This window comes from Hymenobacter roseosalivarius DSM 11622, from assembly GCF_900176135.1.
GTDB lineage: Bacteria > Bacteroidota > Bacteroidia > Cytophagales > Hymenobacteraceae > Hymenobacter > Hymenobacter roseosalivarius.
This window is the reverse complement of sequence record NZ_FWWW01000039.1, coordinates 48,375-65,756: the sequence shown is the minus strand read 5'-3', so window position 1 is coordinate 65,756 and position 17,382 is coordinate 48,375. Positions and strand designations below refer to the sequence as shown.

Sequence of the window (17,382 nt, the reverse complement as noted above, 5' to 3'; positions counted from 1 at the left end):
TCTTACCAGCGGTTATAGGATTAACCCCGCATCGGCACGCGAGATGCTGCGCGTTGCTCGGCATGACGTTTCAGAGGCTGACTGACGAAAGGTGAAACAACTTCTTAACTCTTGATCAACTCAGCGGCAATTTTGGCCGATAGCAGGCAAAGTGGAATGCCGCCGCCAGGATGCACGCTACCGCCGCAAAAGTACAAGCCATCAAGTTGGCGCGAAAAGTTGGGATGACGCAGAAAAGCGGCCAGTGCATTGTTAGAGCTGCTGCCGTACAAAGCGCCGCCAAAAGACGATGTGCGCTCCTCAATCCCACGCGGGTCCCAGACCCGCTCGGCCCGAATCAGGGGTTCTACGGCTGCGCCCAGGGTGCGGGTTAGTTTGTCGAGCACGGCCCGACGGGTTTGGGCAATGAGCGCGTCCCAATCCTGGCCCTGATGGTGGGGCACATTCACCATCACAAACCAGTTTTCGTGGCCCGCGGGCGCATCGGGGGGCGTTTTTTTGGACGTCACGTTCACGTAGACCGTCGGGTCAGCACTCACGGTTTTCTGCTCGAAAATGGCCTTAAATTCCTGCTGATAATCCTGGGAGAAGAATATATTGTGCAGGTCCAGCTCGGCGAATTCGCGGGCGATTCCCCAGTAAAAAATCAGGGCTGAGGAAGAGCGCGGCTGGCTCAGCGTGCGCTCAGGCGCGGGCTGGCTCGGCAACAGGCGGCGGTAGGTCGGCACCACATCCATGTTGCTGATTACCAGTTCAAAGTCGTACACGTCCTGGGTCGTGCGCACGCCGGTTACGCGGCTCATAGCGGTCAATATTTCTTCCACCGGCTCATTATAGCGAAACTCCACGCCCAGCTCTTCGGCCAGACCTACCAGGCTTTGGGCAATGCTATAAATGCCCCCCACGGGATAAAAAGCACCAATTCCGTGCTCCAGATGCGGAATCAGGCTGAGCGTAGCAGGAGCTTGGTAAGGATCGGAGCCGTTGTAAGTAGCGAAGCGGTCAAAGAGCTGCACCAGGCGCGGGTCAGTGAATGCCTTGGTGTGGCGCTGGTGCATGGTGCCGGTGAGGCCCAAGCCCGGCAGCGCCGCTACCGCCCGCAGCACCTCAGGGCTGAGGTAGGTGGCGGCTTTGTGCAGGGACTTATGCAGAAAAGTGCTTTCGGTGGCCTTATAGGCGGAGGCGCTGCGGCGCAGGAAGCTTAGTACATCGGCGGCCGGCACACCGAGCTTTTCCTCTACTTCAGCGGCAAACTTTTCTTCGTCGGCCCAGGCTTTCAGACGGGTGCCGTCGGCAAAAAAGTAATGGGTTATCGGATCAAGGCGCTCGTAGCGAAAATGGTCCTGCGGGTCGCGGCCAGCCAGCCGAAACAAATCGTCTACGAGTTGGGGCAAGGTGAACAGCGACGGACCGGCATCGAAGCGGTAGCCGCCGGGCAGCTCAAACTGGTACATTTTGCCCCCAAACGACTCCTGCGCCTCAAATACCGTGACGGCGTGGCCTTTCAGCGCCAGCCGCACGGCCGTGGCGATACCGGCAATGCCGGCCCCGATGATAGCGGCAGGTTGCTTAAGGGAAGAAGCGGATGTACGGTTTGTAGTGCTGGTTTGCTTCACGCTAACTGGCTGTATAAGTAGCCCCGAAGGGTCATAAAATTAGCAGTTCAGCAGCGCGCTCCACCTACGCTGGTGGGGCACGTTGCTGAACTCTACCGCTACAACAGCTGAATTGTTAGTGAGCAGTACCAAATACGACTACCTAAACTCAACACTACTGCCTTCAGGTTCACCAGAATGTGGGAAGGAGCGCGTAAAAGGCGCAAAAGTCTACTGGGTGGCTTTTTTACACGGTAGAAGAGATTTTGTGGCTGGATGGCAGCCCGAGCACTCTGAAGTCTTCTTTTCGGGTTGTAGCTCCGCTTGCGTATTTCACGCGCTGAATGAGGCGCGGCGCAGTGAAAATTAACGTCGCTTAGAAATCCAGATAACCAGTAGAATCAATTAAAATACCGACGCGTAAAATCCTGGGCATACGCTTTCACCTCATCACGCACTACCCGAAACTGATTTATTATTTCGTCCGGGGTGCCGGTGGCTCTGGCCGGGTCGGGGAAGTTGTGATGCAGCTTAGTGGCCGAGGAGGGAAATACCGGGCAGGCCTCGCGGGCATTGTCGCAGACGGTAATGACATAATCGAAGGACACGGCCGCGTACTCGTCTACGTGGTTGCTGGTGTGGTGCGAAATATCTACTCCATCTTCCCGCATCACCTGAATAGCTTTCGGATTGACGCCGTGCGTTTCGATGCCAGCACTGTACACAGTGGCCTGGTCGCCCAGACTTTGAGCTAAGTAGCCGTGCATGAGCTGGCTGCGGCAGGAATTACCGGTGCACAGCACGTTTTTCTTATCAGACATACACAAAAGAGGGAGATGAGGAATCAAAAAGGAGCCGCTACGCTTCGGCCCGCGTACCAGCGGCGGCGAAACCAGAAGGCCACGTTGACCAGGGCAATGAGCGCCGGCACCTCAATCAGCGGCCCGATAACGCCGGCAAAGGCCTGCCCCGAGTTCAGGCCAAACACTCCAATGGCCACGGCAATAGCCAGCTCAAAGTTGTTGCCGGTGGCGGTGAAGGCTATGGAGGCGTTTTCGGCATAATCGGCCCCCAGCCACTTGCCAGCCGCAAAGCTGAGCACGAACATGATACCGAAGTACAAGGCCAGTGGCAGCGCCACACGCAGCACATCCAACGGAATCCGCACGATCAGTTCACCTTTCAGGCTAAACATGACCACGATAGTCAAGAGCAAGGCAATGAGGGTAATAGGGCTGATGGCGGGGATAAATACCTGCTCGTACCAGACATCACCTTTCAGCCGGCGCAGCACGAGGCGCGACAAAAAGCCCCCCGCGAACGGGATACCCAAATACACGAGCACGCTCTGGGCAATATCCCAGATGCTAATATTCACGGCGTAGCCTTTCAGCCCAAAATAAGGCGGTAGCACCGTGATAAACAGCCAGGCCAGCACCGAGTAGAACAGCACCTGAAAAATGGAATTCAGGGCTACTAATCCGGCCGCGTACTCACGACTGCCATCGGCTAAGTCATTCCAGACCAGCACCATGGCAATGCAGCGGGCAATGCCAATCAGAATCAGGCCCATCATGTACTCGGGCTTGTCGGGCAACAGCCAGATGGCCAGAAAAAACATCAGCAGCGGCCCCACAATCCAGTTCAGCACCAGCGACAAGCCAATGATGCGGGTATTTTTAAAGACCCGAGGCAGCTGCTCGTACTTCACCTTGGCCAGGGGCGGATACATCATCAGAATGAGGCCGATGGCAATGGGCACGTTCACGGTGCCTACCGTGAAGTAGTCCACGGCCTGCTCTATGCCCGGCACCAGGTAGCCCAGAGCCACGCCCAGTCCCATCGCCAGAAATATCCAGAGCGTCAGGCCTCTGTCGAGGCCGGAGAGCTTTTTGTGAGCTACTGCTTCGGGCGGAGGACTTGGAAGAGCCGGGTGAGATGGTTTCATGCGGTAGCAATGGTCAGAAGAGCAGGAAAAAGCCCCCCACGATCAGCGGAAAGCAGGACTAGTCAGCACAGGCACACTCTTTCCTAGCAGCAACCGCCGCCGGGCGTGCAGGCTGCCGCAGACGAGTTGGCCAGCGTGGCGTCTACCAACGTGAAGGCCATCGGGGCCGTGGTCAGCACTTCTTCGGCTACCGGGGCAGCTTTAGCGGCTGGCGCGATGCAGCACTGGCTACTTCCACTGCCGTTGGCCTGATCGTACTCCTGCTGGTAGCGCGGGTCGTTGAACTCGGCGTCTTCGTGGAAGTAGTACACTTCCCACTCTACCCCGTCGGGGTCGTTTACCCAAAACTTGTCCTGTTTAGCGTAGCAGCAGCTGGTGCCCATTTCTTCGCGGGGCAGCAGGCCAGTTCTGCGCGCTGCCTCCAGGCGCTGCTCCATTTCCTGCACCGTCTCTACCTGAAAGCCCAGGTGACCGAAGTTGCTGGCTACACGGTCGGGATTTTCGACAAAGGAGATAATCAATGATGGCTTATCCAGCACATACTTAGCGTAGCCACGCCGGATTTTGGCCGCCGGCTGCCCGAAGAAAGCCGTATAAAAGTTGACCGTAGCGGCCAAATCGGACACGTACAGCGAGACGTGCATGCGGGGAAAAACAGCAGTTTCCATAAGTGCGGAAAGGGTAGAGGTGAGAGAAAAAATTAGCAGCAAGCGCTACCTGGCGCGCAGGTATCGGCAGCAGTCGACTCGACAAAAAAGGCGGTGAACTGTTGGTGTACATGGCGCAGCAGCTCCGTATTGAGGCAGTAGCAAACGGTCAGCCCGTCAATCTCGCCCCGAATCAAATCCAGCGCCTTTAACTCTTGTAAGTGCTGGGAAACCGTGGTGCGCGAAAGCGGCAGCTCCGCCGCGATGTCGCCGGATATACAAGTTCTTTTAGAAGCCAACAGCTGAATAATGGCCACCCGCGCCGGATGAGCCAGGGCTTTAGCTACGCGAGCCAACTGTTGCTGTTCCTCGGTGAAGGCGGTGGTTTTGGCGTAAGTCATAAACGAACTATGAAGTATGACGCAAATATACGACATAGTATGATAGATGTTTACGTTATAGATAAATTTTATCTATGCTATGATGTGCTAAGCTTGACTGGTTCTGTGAAAATAGTCCTACTCTACCGCCAGCACCAATCCCTTCAGGTACTCGCCTTCGGGGTGAAACAAGCTTACTGGGTGGTCGGCGGGCTGGGTGAGGTGATGAAGCACCCGCACCTGCCGGCCCGCCTCAATGGCCGCCGCCAGCACTGCGCCCTGAAACAGCTCCCGGCTCACCACCTGCGAGCAGCTGAAGGTGAACAAAATGCCCCCCGGCGCGATGCGGCGCAGGCCCGCCGCGTTCAGGCGCTTGTAGCCCATCAAGGCATTGTGCCGGGCCGAGAGGTGCTTGGCAAACGCCGGCGGATCGAGCACGATGAGGTCGTACTGCTCCTCGCTGGCTTTCATAAAGCTGAAAACATCCTGGGCGTAGGCCGCGTGCTTATCTTCCAGACCAGTAAGGGCCGCGTTGCGCTCGGTAAGCTCAATGGCGCGTTTGGAGCTGTCCACGGAGTGCACCAAAGTAGCCCCGGCTTGCAGGGCGTACACCGAAAAGCCCCCCGTATAACAAAACGTGTTCAGCACGCGCCGGCCGGCCGAGTAGCGGGCCAACAGGTCACGGTTGTCGCGCTGGTCGATGAAGAAGCCGGTTTTCTGGCCGGTTTCCCAATCCACGGCAAAGGGATGCGCGTTTTCGTGTACCAGATGCTCGGTGCCGGTTGAGCTGCCCAATAAGTAGCCGTTCTGCGCGTCGGGGGCGGCTTTGGCCGGTACGGTTTCGGCGCTTTTATCGTAGATGGCGCGAAGGTTTTCGCCCAACACGGCTTTTAGCGCGGCGGCAATCTGCGGACGGGCCAGGTACATACCGGCGCTGTGCGCTTGCAACACGGCTACGTCGCCGTACACGTCCACAATCAGGCCTGGCAGACCATCACCTTCGGCGTGAATTAAGCGGTAAACGTCGGTAACACTGTCTTTTGCAGTCTGGGGGGCTTTTCCAGCAACGGGCTGCGACGAATTTTCTCCCTGAGTTGTCAAACCCAAGCGCTGGCGCAATTGGTACGCGTTGCGCAGCTTACCTTCCCAGAAAGAGGCATCCGGCTCCGTGGCTTCGGGGCCAAAACCCAGCATACGCACGGCAATTGAGCCCGGCGCATAATGCCCCACGCCCAGCTGCTCACCATTCGAGGCCTGCACTATTACCACTTCGCCCTCCTGTGGCTGACCCTGCATACGAGCAATAGCGCCCGAAAACACCCACGGGTGCAGGCGACGCAAGGATTGATCTTTACCAGGTTTGAGGGTGACGATGGCAGGCATGGCGGCAAGAAATAAAAAAGAGCTGGGGGGCAAAAGTACGCCAATCCCTGCCCCTTCACCGAAATAGCCGCCGATAAATAGGCTGACGCCAGGCAAACTGCGCCCACATCACCGGGTACAGCAGCGCATCCAGCACCCGCGAGGCTGTGCGGAATTCCACCGCATCAATGATAATAGTGCCACCCTCGGGGCTGGGCTGCATGAGGTGGCGGTGGCGCCAGAAGCGCAAAGGTCCGGGCAGTTTTTGTCCTTCGTCGATGAAATAATGCGTGCCGCCGGGCATCACGCCGTCGTCGGTAATCAGGCTAGTCCAGCGCTGACTGATGGGACCCGCAACCAACTCAATCTCCACCTGGTCACCGCGCCGGCTGCCGTCGAAGCGGTGCAGTCGCATCTGAGGAAACGGGGGTGCCAGTTGCAGGAACAGCTCGCGGGTGAAACCGGCCATTACCTGAGCCGGGGGCTGAGCGACGCGGGTACGGAGGGTGAGATGCATATCAAATTTAAACGGCGGGATGCGAGGTTAGTTTACGGAGCGCCCCTTCGCCTGTTGCTTACACTTTCGCAGGACAATTTTTCTATCTTCCCCGGCTTCTAACCCTTACTTATTCCTCGTGCATGGACAATCCCGCTAGGCCAACCAGTGCTTCCGGCCCTACCTTGATCCGCGCAGTTGGGTTATTCACCGGCATCTTCCTCGTGGCCGGCGTTGTGATTGGCTCCGGGGTGTTCAAGAAGATCGTGCCCCTGGCCCAGACTGGCCTTAGTGAAGCTTGGATAGTGGCCGCGTGGGTACTAGCTGGCCTCATTACGATATGTGGAGCACTCAATCTAGCTGGCTTATCCTCCCTCACAGAAGAGTCGGGGGGCGTTTATGAGTACCTGCGGCTTTCGTTCGGTAATTTTGCCTCCTTCCTGTTTGGGTGGAGCGACTTCACCATTATCGGTACCGCTTCCGTGGCCGCGCTGGCTTTCATCTTCGCGCAAACCATTAACACTCTGTTGCCGCTACCCAATCCGTTGCGGCACCTTGAGCAGGTATCTATCGGCCAACTCATTTATCCCTTTGCCGATTCAGGAATCAAAATTCTGGCTATCGGCACCATCGGCGTTCTGACGTGGGTAAACTACCGTGGGGTGGCCGGCAGCGGTAAGCTCAGCAACGTGTTCACGGCCGCCAAAATCATGGGTATTCTGCTGCTCATCATTCTGGGATTGTTTATGACCACCCCAACTTCGGAGCAAACGCCATTGCCCAACCTAAGCACCGCGGCGGTTGCGGATACGCCTTTTTTCAACGCCTTTTTTGGGGCGCTGCTCAGTGTCTTTTGGGCTTACGATGGCTGGATGGACCTTTCTTTCGTTACGGGCGAAATCAAAAATCCGACGCGTAATGTGCCGCGAGCCATCCTGTTAGGGGTAAGCATCGCCATTGGGCTGTATGTATTGGTCAACTATGCCTACCTGCGGGTATTGCCTTTGCCTGCTCTGGCGGCGGTGAGTCCGAATGAGATAGGTGCGGCGGTAGTGGCCGAAGCGATGCTGGGAAAGGCGGGCAAAACGTGGATTCTGGTTTTAATTATGATCAGCGTATTTGGGTCCCTCAATACCGTACTGCTTTCCCATAGCCGCATTTATTTCCGCATGGCGCAGGAGCGTTTTTTCTTTGCCCACGCCGGGGCAGTGCACCAGCGCTACCGCACGCCCCACGTAGCCCTGCTGTTCACTTTTGCGTGGAGCTGCCTGCTGGTTATTTCCGGCACCTTCGAGCGGCTAACCGACTTAGTCATCTTCGGTAACTTCCTTTTCTACGGTATGTTAGCGGCGGCGGTACTGAAGATGAAGCGTCAGGGCAAAATCACGGTGCCGGTGACTGGTTACCCCATTATTCAGTTTATTATTCTGCTGTTCGCCTTCGCCTTAGTTGTCAATACGCTCGTCACTCAACCCCAGCAGTCCATGTTGGGCCTTGCCCTGATGCTTACGAGCTTGCCCTTTTACTTCTATTTCAAAAGAAAACGAGCGTAAGCCTAAAGAACGAACGCATTGCAGCCTGGGGGCAATTCTTTGGCTTTAATCTTCCCGACCGCAACAACTTAAATTTCTATGCTACGCCTCACCCGAACGGCCTCCGACAACCCCGACTTTCGGGCGCTGGTGCAATTGCTCGACCACGATTTGCGGGAGCGCAACGGCCCTGATCATGCGTTTTACGCTCAGTTCAACAAGGTTGATAAGATCAAGCACGTCGTAGTAGCTTACCAGCACGACGAGCCGGTCGGCTGCGGGGCTATCAAGGAGTTTACGGCCGAGCTGATGGAAGTCAAGCGCATGTTTGTGCACCCTAGTTGGCGGGGCCAGGGAATTGCGCCGGCTGTACTAGCGGAATTAGAGCGCTGGGCACAGGAACTTCATTACAAAGGCTGCGTCCTGGAAACGGGCATGAAGCAACTTGAAGCCATCCGTCTTTATCAAAAGAGCGGCTACCAACGCATTCCGAATTATGGGCAGTACGTGGGCGTAGAGAATAGCGTATGTATGCAGAAGGAGCTAACCTAACGCTTAAGCTGGTTCAGAAACGGCCCTACTTCAGCTGCATAATCGCGGCCATGGTTTCCAACCCATCCCAGAGGTTGCCCAGCCGGATATTCTCATTTTCCGCGTGCTGGTTGTTGTCATAGTTAGCGACCGGCACGGTGAGCGTCGTCGCGTTTATTTTCCTGAACACATGCAGGGGCAGGCTGCCGCCCGAAGTAGGTACCTGCACTACCGGCTGGGTGCTGGTGCGCCGCACGGCGGCTACTACTTCCTGAGCCAGAGGCAAATCCATGGCGGTGCGCTCGGCGTTGTAGCCCGTATGAGGCGTTAGGCGCACAATGCGCGGATAGCGGGCGCGCTCGGCGTCGGTGGGTTCCTGCGTGGTCACAAAAAAGCCCTGACGCTGGATGTGGCTTGTCACTTTGGCTACCTGCCGCTCCCAGTCATTGCCAAGCACGAGGCGCAAATCCAGGGTAGCCTCGGCCGTGGTGGGAATAACATTGGCCGCCTGCGCCCCCACATTAGCGCTGCGCATACCGTTTATGTTCAGCGAAGGCTGATTGATTAATTCATTCAAACTTTGCCCCCCACCATTTGGCCGGGCGAAGCCTAGCTCTTGCTGTATCTGCGCGTCGAGGTTGGGCACGCGGCTTAGCGCCTGCTGCTCCTTGGCAGTGAGTGGCGTTACGTCGTCGTAAAAGCCGGCGATGGTCACGCGGCCAGTGCTATCCTTCATGGAGGCTAATAGCTGCGCCAAAGTCAGCGCTGGATTCGGTGCCCAGTTGCCGTAGTGTCCGCTGTGCAGGGGCCGCTTGGGGCCATAGACGGTGAGGCCCACATTCACGTCGCCGCGGGCGCCAAATACCACCTGCTTCTGCCCCGACTGATGCACCGGCCCGTCGCAGATAATCCAGAGGTCGGAAGCGAGCAGGGCGCGGTTGCCTTCCACAATCTCACTCAAGTGCGGCGAGCCTTTTTCTTCTTCGCCTTCAAAAAAGAATTTGATGTTGACGCCGGGCCGCTGCTTACTTTGCACCAGGGCTTCGTAGCCTGCCAGGATTGCCATAACCCCGGCCTTGTCATCGGAGCTGCTGCGGGCGTAGAGGCGCCAGTCAGGTTTGGACGTTTCCCCAGCCTGCATCATCGGAATAAATTGCCCCCCTTGAGTCAAAGCGGCGCTCGTTAGTTGGGGTTTGAACGGACTCAGCCCTGTAGCCCACTGCGCCGCGTTTACCGGCTGGCCATCATAGTGGGCATAAAAAACGATGGTGCGCTTGGCACCGGGCGTACGCACTTCCCCATACACGGCGGGCGGCACGCCCGGCGTAGTAGCCGGCAGTAGCTGTGCTTTGATGCCTCGCTTCTGCATCATACCCAGGATGAAACGGGCCGTATGGCGCAGATTAGCGCTGTCGGCGGCTACGTTGGGGATGGCCAGAAACTGCATATACTCCGTCAGCAGGGGCAGTTCGTGGGTTTGGCGGTACCGCCGCACTTTTTGCACGCCCGAATCGGGGCCCGCAAATCCTGCCAGAGCCAAAAGCAACATCAGACTCCCTATGTATCGTTTTTTCATACTTGTAGCTGACCACATAGTGGGCGCAGCCGCTAACAAGGTAAGCGGCTCTTGGCAAAAAGCCATATTTCACAAACTAACCTTACTTTCACTTTTCTTAGCCCCCTTCCGATGAATCGATTAGCGACTATTCTGTGCTGCCTTTTCCCCTACCTGGCTTCGGCGCAGGTAGATACCGACATTTATCTGGTAGACTTGTCTGTGAAAGGCAACACGGTGCTACTGTCTAACCCGCGCAACATTACCCCGCACAAAGGCTACGACAATCAGCCTTTTTTTCACCCTTCTCTTCCCCTGCTTTACTTTTCTTCCAGCACGGACAGCAGCCGCACCGACCTAAAATCGTACAACTATAAAACCGCCCAAACGCAGCAGATTACTGCTACGCGTGAGCGGGAATATTCGCCCCTGCTCACGGCAGACCAACAGTTTCTCTCCTGCATCATCCAGCGCGACAACGGGCAGCAGGATTTAGGCAAATACCCCCTGGCGGGCGGCGCCCCTACTATTCTAGTGAATACGCTGAAAGTGGGGTACCATGCCTGGATTGACCAGTCCCGCCTGCTGGTGTACGCGCTGGCCACGCCCAGCAACGAACTGCATTACCTTGACCTGGCAACGCGCCAAGACACCATTATAGCCCGTAATATTGGCCGCTCCCTGAAACAAATACCTAATCAGTCTGCCATCAGCTTCCTAGAGAAAACGGCGGAGGGCAAGTGGTTAGTCAAGCGGTTTGATACTAACACCAAGGTTATTTCGATTCTGGGCCCCGCGCTGGAAGGATCTGAAGATTTGGCCTGGACGAAGAATGGACTGATGCTAATGAGCAATGGGCAGCAGATTTACGCCTTCCGGCCAGGGCATCGCGATGGCTGGAAGCCGGTGAAGATGACAGGAGCGGTGCCGGGCCTGAAGAAAGCCAGTCGGCTGGCAATCAACCCAGCCAATAATCAGATGGCTGTCGTAGTCAGCGAATGAACCCAAGCGCTAGCTGACTAACGCACAAAAAAACAGCGAGCCCAATAGGTCCGCTGCCGGAATAGGAAGCCGGGAAGGTCTAAATTTTCTTGTTTCTCAGCAGCCACTCCTGCAGTATCTTAATTCCACTTTCTGGTCTGCGATGATTTGTTCGGCCAGCGCCTTGGTCACAGTCTCGCGGCCATACTTGAGCAGAGCATTGGAGTTGCCGATGGCGGCCTGGTGATGGTTGATCATAAGCTGGGCGAAGTCATAATCTGGGTCGCCAGTCAATGAAACTAAAACGGCCTGCGTCTTGTATGACCGCCGTTCACCTTAATGTTATTGCCATGACTCTATTTGCACTTGCTTGGCTATCGGTTGCCGCGCTGTTTCCTACTACTACGCCAGCTCCCCCCGCGGCCGAGACGGCGGTGACCGTGGTCGTTTCCAATCTACCCTCCAGCAAAGCCACACTGAAACTGTACTTCTACAACGTGAAGGCTAACTTCCTGGTGCGCAACCACTATACCCTGCTTAAGTACGTCAAGCCGGCCGGTCGAACCAAGGTGGTATACCCTATCCAACTGCCCCCCGGCGAGTGGGCTATCGCGCTGACGCAGGATTTAAATGAAAACGATTTGGTGGACCGCAACATGGTAGGTATTCCCACCGAGCCATTTGCCTTATCAAATAACGTGAAGCCTCGCTTCCGAATCCCGACCTTCGACGACTGCAAGTTCACGGTCGGGGGCTCAACCACTATGGTAGCCATTTCGATGAAATAAGAGCACCGGCAGACGAGCTCCTGTTTCTTCTCGCCCGTGGCTGGCGTCTTTTCGTGGCCTTAAATCAGCGCATCCAGGCTGCGCCGAACGCTGCTGGCGGGGCCCAGCTTCTGCAATTCAGTGGGCGTGAGGCCCGTCACCTGCCGAAACTGCCGCGACAGGTGGGCCGGGCTGCTGTAGCCAAGCTGCTGTGCTACCTCCGCGATGCTCAGCTCGCCGTAGCCAATCAGCTCCTTGGCCCGCTCCACCTTCTGGCGGATGATAAATTTCTCAATCGTGAGCCCCTCAGAGGCCGAAAACAGGTGGGACAGGTAATGGTAGTCGCGCTCCAAGTGCTCGACCAAATAGGCGGAGTAATTGAGCAGGCGTGGGCCGGGCGGCGGGTAGTGAATCAGCGTAACCAGCAGGGTTTTGATGCGCTCCACTAGCTGGGCCCGCGGGTCTTCGAGCAAGGCAAATCCGGCCGCTGCCAGGCTGGCCCGAAGAGCCCCCCAGTCGGGCTCGGCTCCGTCGGGCACCGAAACATCAGCCTCCCCCAGTACCACGCGGTGCACGCGCAGGCCCAGGGCCCTAAGGTCCTCGCCCACCACCCGAATGCACTGCGGGCAGACCATGTTTTTAATCAATAGCCGGTGACTGCCGGGTGGGGGCAAGGTGTGCGGAGAGTTCAACTCGTTGGTCATAGGAACTGGGGGCTTATTTTACCACCAGACTGCCGCGCAGCATTCCCATGCCGCAGGTAAACTCAAAGCGGCCGGCCTGCTCGGGCAATAGCTCGACCAGCGTAGTCTTGAAGGCCGGCAGGTCGCGCCGAATGCTGAAGTCCGGGAACAGAATCTCTTCGGAGCAGCTGTTTTCCTCGTCGCGGTAGAAGCTCAGCTGCACGGGCTTGCCGCGCTCCACTTCTATCACGTCGGGCGAGTAGCCGCCCTTAACGGTGATATCCACTTCCTGTACTCCGCTGGAGGAAGAAACGGCACTAGCCGTCTGGCGCGCCGAGAAGAAAAAATACCAGACAACGAACCCGGCCAGAGCCAGGCCCACGACGGTTACGATGATTTCGGCAGTATCCATAGGGATTGGTTTAATTGACAAGTGAAGGTGCCATAGAGCGCTCGGTAGAACACTGCGTACCTCTGCGCTCTCCTCTGCGGGATATAACGCCTGGCCGTATGCCAGGTTCAAACTTCAACTCGCTTAGTTTTTAACGGGCGAAAACCCACGCAGACGCAGCGAGTTGGTGAGAACGGATACGGAGCTGAGCGCCATAGCCCCGGCGGCCAGCATGGGCGAAAGCAGGATGCCGAAGAAAGGGTAGAGCAACCCGGCCGCGATGGGAATGCCCAGCGTGTTATAGATAAAAGCAAAAAACAGATTCTGCTTAATGGTCCGAATCGTCTGGCGCGACAGTTCAATGGCCGTCACTACCCCCTGTAGGTCGGATCGCATGAGTGTGATACCCGCCGCTTCCATGGCCACGTCGGTGCCGCCGCCCATAGCCAGGCCGATGTCGGCCTGGGCCAGGGCGGGCGCGTCGTTGATGCCGTCGCCCACCATGGCCACGGTGCGGCCCTCGGCTTGCAGCTCCTTCACCTTGCCGGCCTTGCCGCTGGGCAGCACCTCGGCAAAGTAGCGCGTGATGCCCATCTGTCCGGCTACCTGCGCGGCCGTCTGGGGGTTGTCGCCGGTCATCATGACCACTTCCAGGCCCAGGGCCTGCAACTGCTTAATAGCCGCCGCCGACGTTTCGCGGACGGTATCGGCCACGCCGATCAGCCCCACGGCCTGACCCGCCACGGCCACGTAAAGCACCGTTTTGGCCTGATTCAGAAGCTGCTCGGCCTGCGCCGTCAGCTCTGCCGATAGGCTCACGCCTTCTTCGGTCAGGAGGCGGCGGTTGCCGATAAGCACCGCCTGGCCCGCCACGGTGGCGGCGGCGCCTTTACCCTCCACGGCCCGGAAGCCGGTGGCGGGGAGCTGGGGGGCGTTTTGAGCATCGGCGTAGCGCACCACAGCCTCCGCCAACGGGTGCTCCGACTGCCGTTCCACCGCCGCCACGATTTGCAGGAGCTGAGCAGCATCCTGACGGCCGGCGGGCACAAAATCGGTCACGGCGGGCTCGCCGCGGGTGATGGTGCCGGTTTTGTCCAGCAGTACGGTATCCACCTGATAGGCTTTCTCCAGGGCTTCCGCGTTGCGAATCAGCACACCGTGCTCCGCGCCCTTGCCCGTACTGACCATAATGGCCGTGGGCGTGGCCAGGCCCAGGGCGCAGGGGCAGGCAATGATGAGCACGGCCACGAAATTGACCAGCGCCAGCGGCAGGCGCGCTTCCAACGGAGCCAGATCAAACCAGAGCACGAAGGTGAGAATGGCGATAACGATTACTGTGGGCACGAAAATAGCGCTGACCTTGTCGGCCAGGCGCTGAATGGGGGCGCGGCTGCCCTGAGCATCCTCCACCAGCTTCACGATCTGGGAAAGCATGGTATCGGCCCCGACTTTGGTCACGCGGAAGCGGAAAGAGCCGGTTTTATTGAGCGTGGCCCCAAACACCGGGTCGCCTTCCTTCTTTTCCACCGGCAGGCTTTCCCCCGTGAGCATGGCCTCGTCCACGGCGGAGTGGCCTTCGGCAATCACACCATCCGTGGCCACTTTTTCGCCGGGCCGGACAACGATTATATCGTCCAGCTGCACTTGCTCGATGGGCACGTCTACCTCTTGGCCATCGGGGCGCACCACGCGGGCCGTCTTGGCCTGCAACCCCATCAGGGCTTTCATGGCAGCGGAGGTCTGGGTTTTGGCGCGTAGCTCCAGCACCTTGCCCAGCAGAATCAGGGCAATGATGGTAGCCGTAGTATCATAATACACCTCCGGCATGAGACCCCGGCGCATAAACCAATCGGGCACTACGGTAGCGGCCAGGCTGTACAGGAAAGCCGCGCCGGTGCCCACGGCGATAAGCGTATCCATATTCGCCGCCCGGTGCTTGAAGCTGTTCCAGGCGGAACTGAAGAATTCGCGCCCACTGTAGAAAAGCACGGGCAAGGTGAGAGCCAACAGCACATAGTTGAGAATGGGCATATTCACGCGCTCCATCAGGGCCGGCCAGAGCATAAGCATACTCAGGGGCATGATGATGACGGCCAGCACCACGGCCACCCCGAAGCGGCGTTTGAGCTTCTGGTAGGCCAGGGCTTTCTGGCGGTCGATTTCGGCGCTGCGCTCGGCCGCGCTCGTGCCGGGCGCACGCTCCAGCACGCCGTAGCCGGCCTTTACCACTGCGTCTTTCAGCGTGGCCGGCGTGGCCTGGGCAGGCACGTAGTCGACGGTCGCTTTTTCGGTGGCGAAGTTGACCACCACCCGCTGTACGCCGGGCGTACGCGTGAGGGACTTCTCCACGGAGGCCGCGCACGAGGCGCAGGTCATGCCTTCAATGTCGAGGGTTTCGGTTTTCGTGGCTGGTTCCATAGCAGTAGTAAGTAGCGTAACGATGACTGGGGGGCATTTTTGGGCCGCTCGCGGGTGCCCGGCAATCCTACTACAAAGTAACGGCTACCATGAGCCGGAGTTGGTGCGAAATCCTTCCTAAAGCTTGCATAATTTGCCTGCGGTCCGTCCAGCGGTGCTGGCGGCCGGGCCAATCATTGCGCTGGCGTGGCTACTGTTCAGCGGGTTTATGGCTATGCTGATTTTCGTGCAGAACCTAGGTGGTGCAGATCAGCCCCGTAGTCAATGGCCAGAGCCTGACGCCGAATCCGTACTAGTGGCTGGTTTTCCTGCCCATTCTAACCGGGCTTACGTAGTAAGATTAAAAAATCATTAAATTTAAGTAGTTGCTGAAGCAGCAGCTACCGTGACAGCCTGGAAAAGCCCCCCAGCTGTCGTAAAAGCAGTTTGGTAAAGAAAACTGCGTAAGTCCCGCCTGCTGTAAGGCAGCGGCCTGCCCATTGATCATCACTTCCCTAATTTCCACCTTATCCCCACCCCATTTTATGAAAACCGCACTGAAAACCCTGTTCACGCTTGCCCTCGTCGGCGTCTGTAGCATTGCTCAGGCCCAGACCCAGACCACACCCACGCAGGGCAGCAAGATGAAGTCTAAATCCATGGCCCAGAGTGGCATGATGAAAGACGGCACGATGATGAAAAATGGCAAAATGATGATGATGAAGGACGGCAAGATGATGCCGATGACTCAGAACATGACCATGAGCGACGGCAGCATGTGCATGATGGACGGCACCTGTAAAATGAAGGACGGCACCACCATGAAGATGAAGGAAGGTGAGATGATGACCATGGACGGCAAAATGATGATGATGAAAGACGGTAAAATGATGTCTAAGGACCACATGAGCAAGACGAAGTCGAAGATGTAAATCAGTGTGACGGGTCGCCCGATCCGCTGCGGGCCCACCACCCTAGGTGCTTTGGGTCACCATTTATAACAACTCAGGATTGTAAAAACACTTGGCGATAGTCAGTATCAGGGCGCACTTCCGCCGCCGGGTACGGATTGCCGCCAGGTGTTTTTCGTTCTTTTCTCACTCCCTGTACTATCCATTGCTATGTACAGGCTTACCCTCTTTGCCCTCGGTGCCATGCTACTCGGGGCGTTCAACCAGAAACGCCCCACTCAAACTGCCCACATCCCGAGGCCGCCGCCCATGCGGGTGCCCGCCGATCTGGCATGGCACCCCCGGCGGCAGCTCGGGGGGCATTTTCGGGGTGGGATTGGCCAGGCCAGTCTTACCCCGAGCTATTTTTTGGGAGGCCCGGAAAATAAGGCTCTTATAAAATCGGCCTTCGCGGTTATATAATTTTGATAATTAGTGTCGCAGTGCCAGCGCTCAAAACAAACATAAAAGGGTATGTCAGGTTATTTGAGGCAAGCTTACGTCCCCGACTGCCTGCCGCCGCCGATTCAAGCCGGAACCCTTCTCCCTTAAAAATAGTATAGAGGCAGTCCTTCTCTTTCTGGAATAGACGCCTACTTTTGCGATTCCTTAGCGCCCGTCATGTTCCGTAGCCTGTTTCCTTTCCAACGCTTGCTGGCGACGACCTTCCTGGTCGTCTTCGTCAATGTGTTTGTGGGGCAGTGCTGGTGCGCGACGCTCAGGCCGGCGGCTACAGCTCCTGCATCGGCGGCCCCAGCCGCTACGCCTGCTAAGCCCACGCATCCGGGCTGCGCTGGCCACGGCAAGATTACAGCAAAGCAGGCTCCGGGCAAAGCCACAAACGCCCACCAGTCGAGTCAGCCAGCCGGCAAGCATGACTGCTGCCGCGACAAGTCCGCATCGGTGCTCGCCTCCCTGACGACCCCGGTTCAAAAGCACCTGCTTGCACCTGCCCCGGCGCTGCTGCCCGTGGCATTCGACTACCACTTCCGGTCCGTGGCCGGCCAGTGGGACCGCACGGGCGCGGTCGTGTTAGTTTCCCGGCAGCACCTGCCGCCCAAGATTCCTGATATCCGCATTTACATTCAGTCGCTGACTGTCTGATTTTTTTCTGACGCGCTAAGGCTCGCGCCGGCATAGCTATGCTATGTCCGGCGGGGGCCTTTT

18 protein-coding genes are annotated in these 17,382 nt (G+C 57.5%); 6 read left to right on the top strand and 12 right to left on the bottom strand.

All coding sequences use genetic code 11. From position 1 onward, the window contains the following. Positions 1 to 104 precede the first annotated feature (104 nt). The 7 genes from crtD to B9A24_RS02775 form a co-directional block, all read right to left on the bottom strand. Complete coding sequence (crtD, locus tag B9A24_RS02805) at positions 105 to 1,616, bottom strand: 1-hydroxycarotenoid 3,4-desaturase CrtD (RefSeq protein WP_084443650.1); 1,512 nt, start codon at positions 1,614 to 1,616, stop codon at positions 105 to 107. A gap of 380 nt (positions 1,617 to 1,996) precedes the next feature. After that, on the bottom strand, positions 1,997 to 2,416 hold the full coding sequence (locus B9A24_RS02800) for an arsenate reductase ArsC (protein ID WP_084443649.1): 420 nt from the start codon (positions 2,414 to 2,416) through the stop codon (positions 1,997 to 1,999). Positions 2,417 to 2,439: 23 nt separating this feature from the next. Further along, positions 2,440 to 3,543: an ACR3 family arsenite efflux transporter gene (arsB, locus tag B9A24_RS02795; RefSeq protein WP_084443648.1), complete on the bottom strand. Its 1,104-nt coding sequence runs from the start codon at positions 3,541 to 3,543 to the stop codon at positions 2,440 to 2,442. Positions 3,544 to 3,626: 83 nt separating this feature from the next. After that, complete coding sequence (locus B9A24_RS02790; RefSeq protein WP_084443647.1) at positions 3,627 to 4,211, bottom strand: ArsI/CadI family heavy metal resistance metalloenzyme; 585 nt, start codon at positions 4,209 to 4,211, stop codon at positions 3,627 to 3,629. Between the two features lie 32 nt (positions 4,212 to 4,243). Then, the gene (locus B9A24_RS02785) at positions 4,244 to 4,591 is read right to left on the bottom strand and encodes an ArsR/SmtB family transcription factor (RefSeq protein ID WP_084443646.1); all 348 of its coding nucleotides are present in this window, start codon (positions 4,589 to 4,591) and stop codon (positions 4,244 to 4,246) included. Positions 4,592 to 4,708: 117 nt separating this feature from the next. Continuing rightward, on the bottom strand, positions 4,709 to 5,953 hold the full coding sequence (locus B9A24_RS02780; RefSeq protein ID WP_084443645.1) for a class I SAM-dependent rRNA methyltransferase: 1,245 nt from the start codon (positions 5,951 to 5,953) through the stop codon (positions 4,709 to 4,711). Between the two features lie 55 nt (positions 5,954 to 6,008). Then, complete coding sequence (locus tag B9A24_RS02775; RefSeq protein ID WP_084443644.1) at positions 6,009 to 6,449, bottom strand: SRPBCC family protein; 441 nt, start codon at positions 6,447 to 6,449, stop codon at positions 6,009 to 6,011. A gap of 122 nt (positions 6,450 to 6,571) precedes the next feature. Between B9A24_RS02775 and B9A24_RS02770 the strand changes: the two genes are divergently transcribed. Then, positions 6,572 to 7,981, top strand: a complete 1,410-nt coding sequence (locus B9A24_RS02770; RefSeq protein WP_084443643.1) for an APC family permease — start codon at positions 6,572 to 6,574, stop codon at positions 7,979 to 7,981. A 78-nt stretch (positions 7,982 to 8,059) separates the two neighbouring features. Beyond that, complete coding sequence (locus B9A24_RS02765; protein ID WP_084443642.1) at positions 8,060 to 8,512, top strand: GNAT family N-acetyltransferase; 453 nt, start codon at positions 8,060 to 8,062, stop codon at positions 8,510 to 8,512. A gap of 25 nt (positions 8,513 to 8,537) precedes the next feature. Here the strand turns inward: B9A24_RS02765 and B9A24_RS02760 are convergent, their stop codons facing one another. Then, positions 8,538 to 10,067, bottom strand: a complete 1,530-nt coding sequence (locus B9A24_RS02760) for a M20/M25/M40 family metallo-hydrolase (protein ID WP_084443641.1) — start codon at positions 10,065 to 10,067, stop codon at positions 8,538 to 8,540. 111 nt (positions 10,068 to 10,178) lie between these two features. Between B9A24_RS02760 and B9A24_RS02755 the strand changes: the two genes are divergently transcribed. After that, positions 10,179 to 11,048, top strand: a complete 870-nt coding sequence (locus tag B9A24_RS02755) for a TolB family protein (RefSeq protein ID WP_084443640.1) — start codon at positions 10,179 to 10,181, stop codon at positions 11,046 to 11,048. A 96-nt stretch (positions 11,049 to 11,144) separates the two neighbouring features. On the opposite strand, the gene B9A24_RS23170 is transcribed toward B9A24_RS02755, so the two are convergent. Further along, a complete protein-coding gene (locus B9A24_RS23170) occupies positions 11,145 to 11,321 on the bottom strand; it encodes a DUF305 domain-containing protein (RefSeq protein ID WP_084443639.1) in 177 nt (58 codons plus the stop codon). Positions 11,322 to 11,347: 26 nt separating this feature from the next. Here B9A24_RS23170 and B9A24_RS02745 point away from each other — a divergent pair, with 26 nt between their 5' ends. Next, positions 11,348 to 11,815, top strand: coding sequence for a DUF2141 domain-containing protein (locus B9A24_RS02745; protein WP_159451924.1), 468 nt, complete (start codon positions 11,348 to 11,350; stop codon positions 11,813 to 11,815). Between the two features lie 59 nt (positions 11,816 to 11,874). On the opposite strand, the gene B9A24_RS02740 is transcribed toward B9A24_RS02745, so the two are convergent. The 3 genes from B9A24_RS02740 to B9A24_RS02730 form a co-directional block, all read right to left on the bottom strand. Further along, the gene (locus B9A24_RS02740) at positions 11,875 to 12,498 is read right to left on the bottom strand and encodes a helix-turn-helix domain-containing protein (RefSeq protein WP_084443637.1); all 624 of its coding nucleotides are present in this window, start codon (positions 12,496 to 12,498) and stop codon (positions 11,875 to 11,877) included. A 13-nt stretch (positions 12,499 to 12,511) separates the two neighbouring features. Beyond that, positions 12,512 to 12,889, bottom strand: a complete 378-nt coding sequence (locus B9A24_RS02735) for a cupredoxin domain-containing protein (protein WP_084443636.1) — start codon at positions 12,887 to 12,889, stop codon at positions 12,512 to 12,514. Positions 12,890 to 13,012: 123 nt separating this feature from the next. After that, on the bottom strand, positions 13,013 to 15,286 hold the full coding sequence (locus B9A24_RS02730; RefSeq protein WP_084443635.1) for a heavy metal translocating P-type ATPase: 2,274 nt from the start codon (positions 15,284 to 15,286) through the stop codon (positions 13,013 to 13,015). 623 nt (positions 15,287 to 15,909) lie between these two features. Between B9A24_RS02730 and B9A24_RS02720 the strand changes: the two genes are divergently transcribed. Further along, the gene (locus B9A24_RS02720) at positions 15,910 to 16,197 is read left to right on the top strand and encodes a DUF6799 domain-containing protein (RefSeq protein ID WP_234996929.1); all 288 of its coding nucleotides are present in this window, start codon (positions 15,910 to 15,912) and stop codon (positions 16,195 to 16,197) included. A gap of 639 nt (positions 16,198 to 16,836) precedes the next feature. After that, the gene (locus B9A24_RS02710; protein WP_084443631.1) at positions 16,837 to 17,319 is read left to right on the top strand and encodes a hypothetical protein; all 483 of its coding nucleotides are present in this window, start codon (positions 16,837 to 16,839) and stop codon (positions 17,317 to 17,319) included. Positions 17,320 to 17,382: the final 63 nt, after the last annotated feature.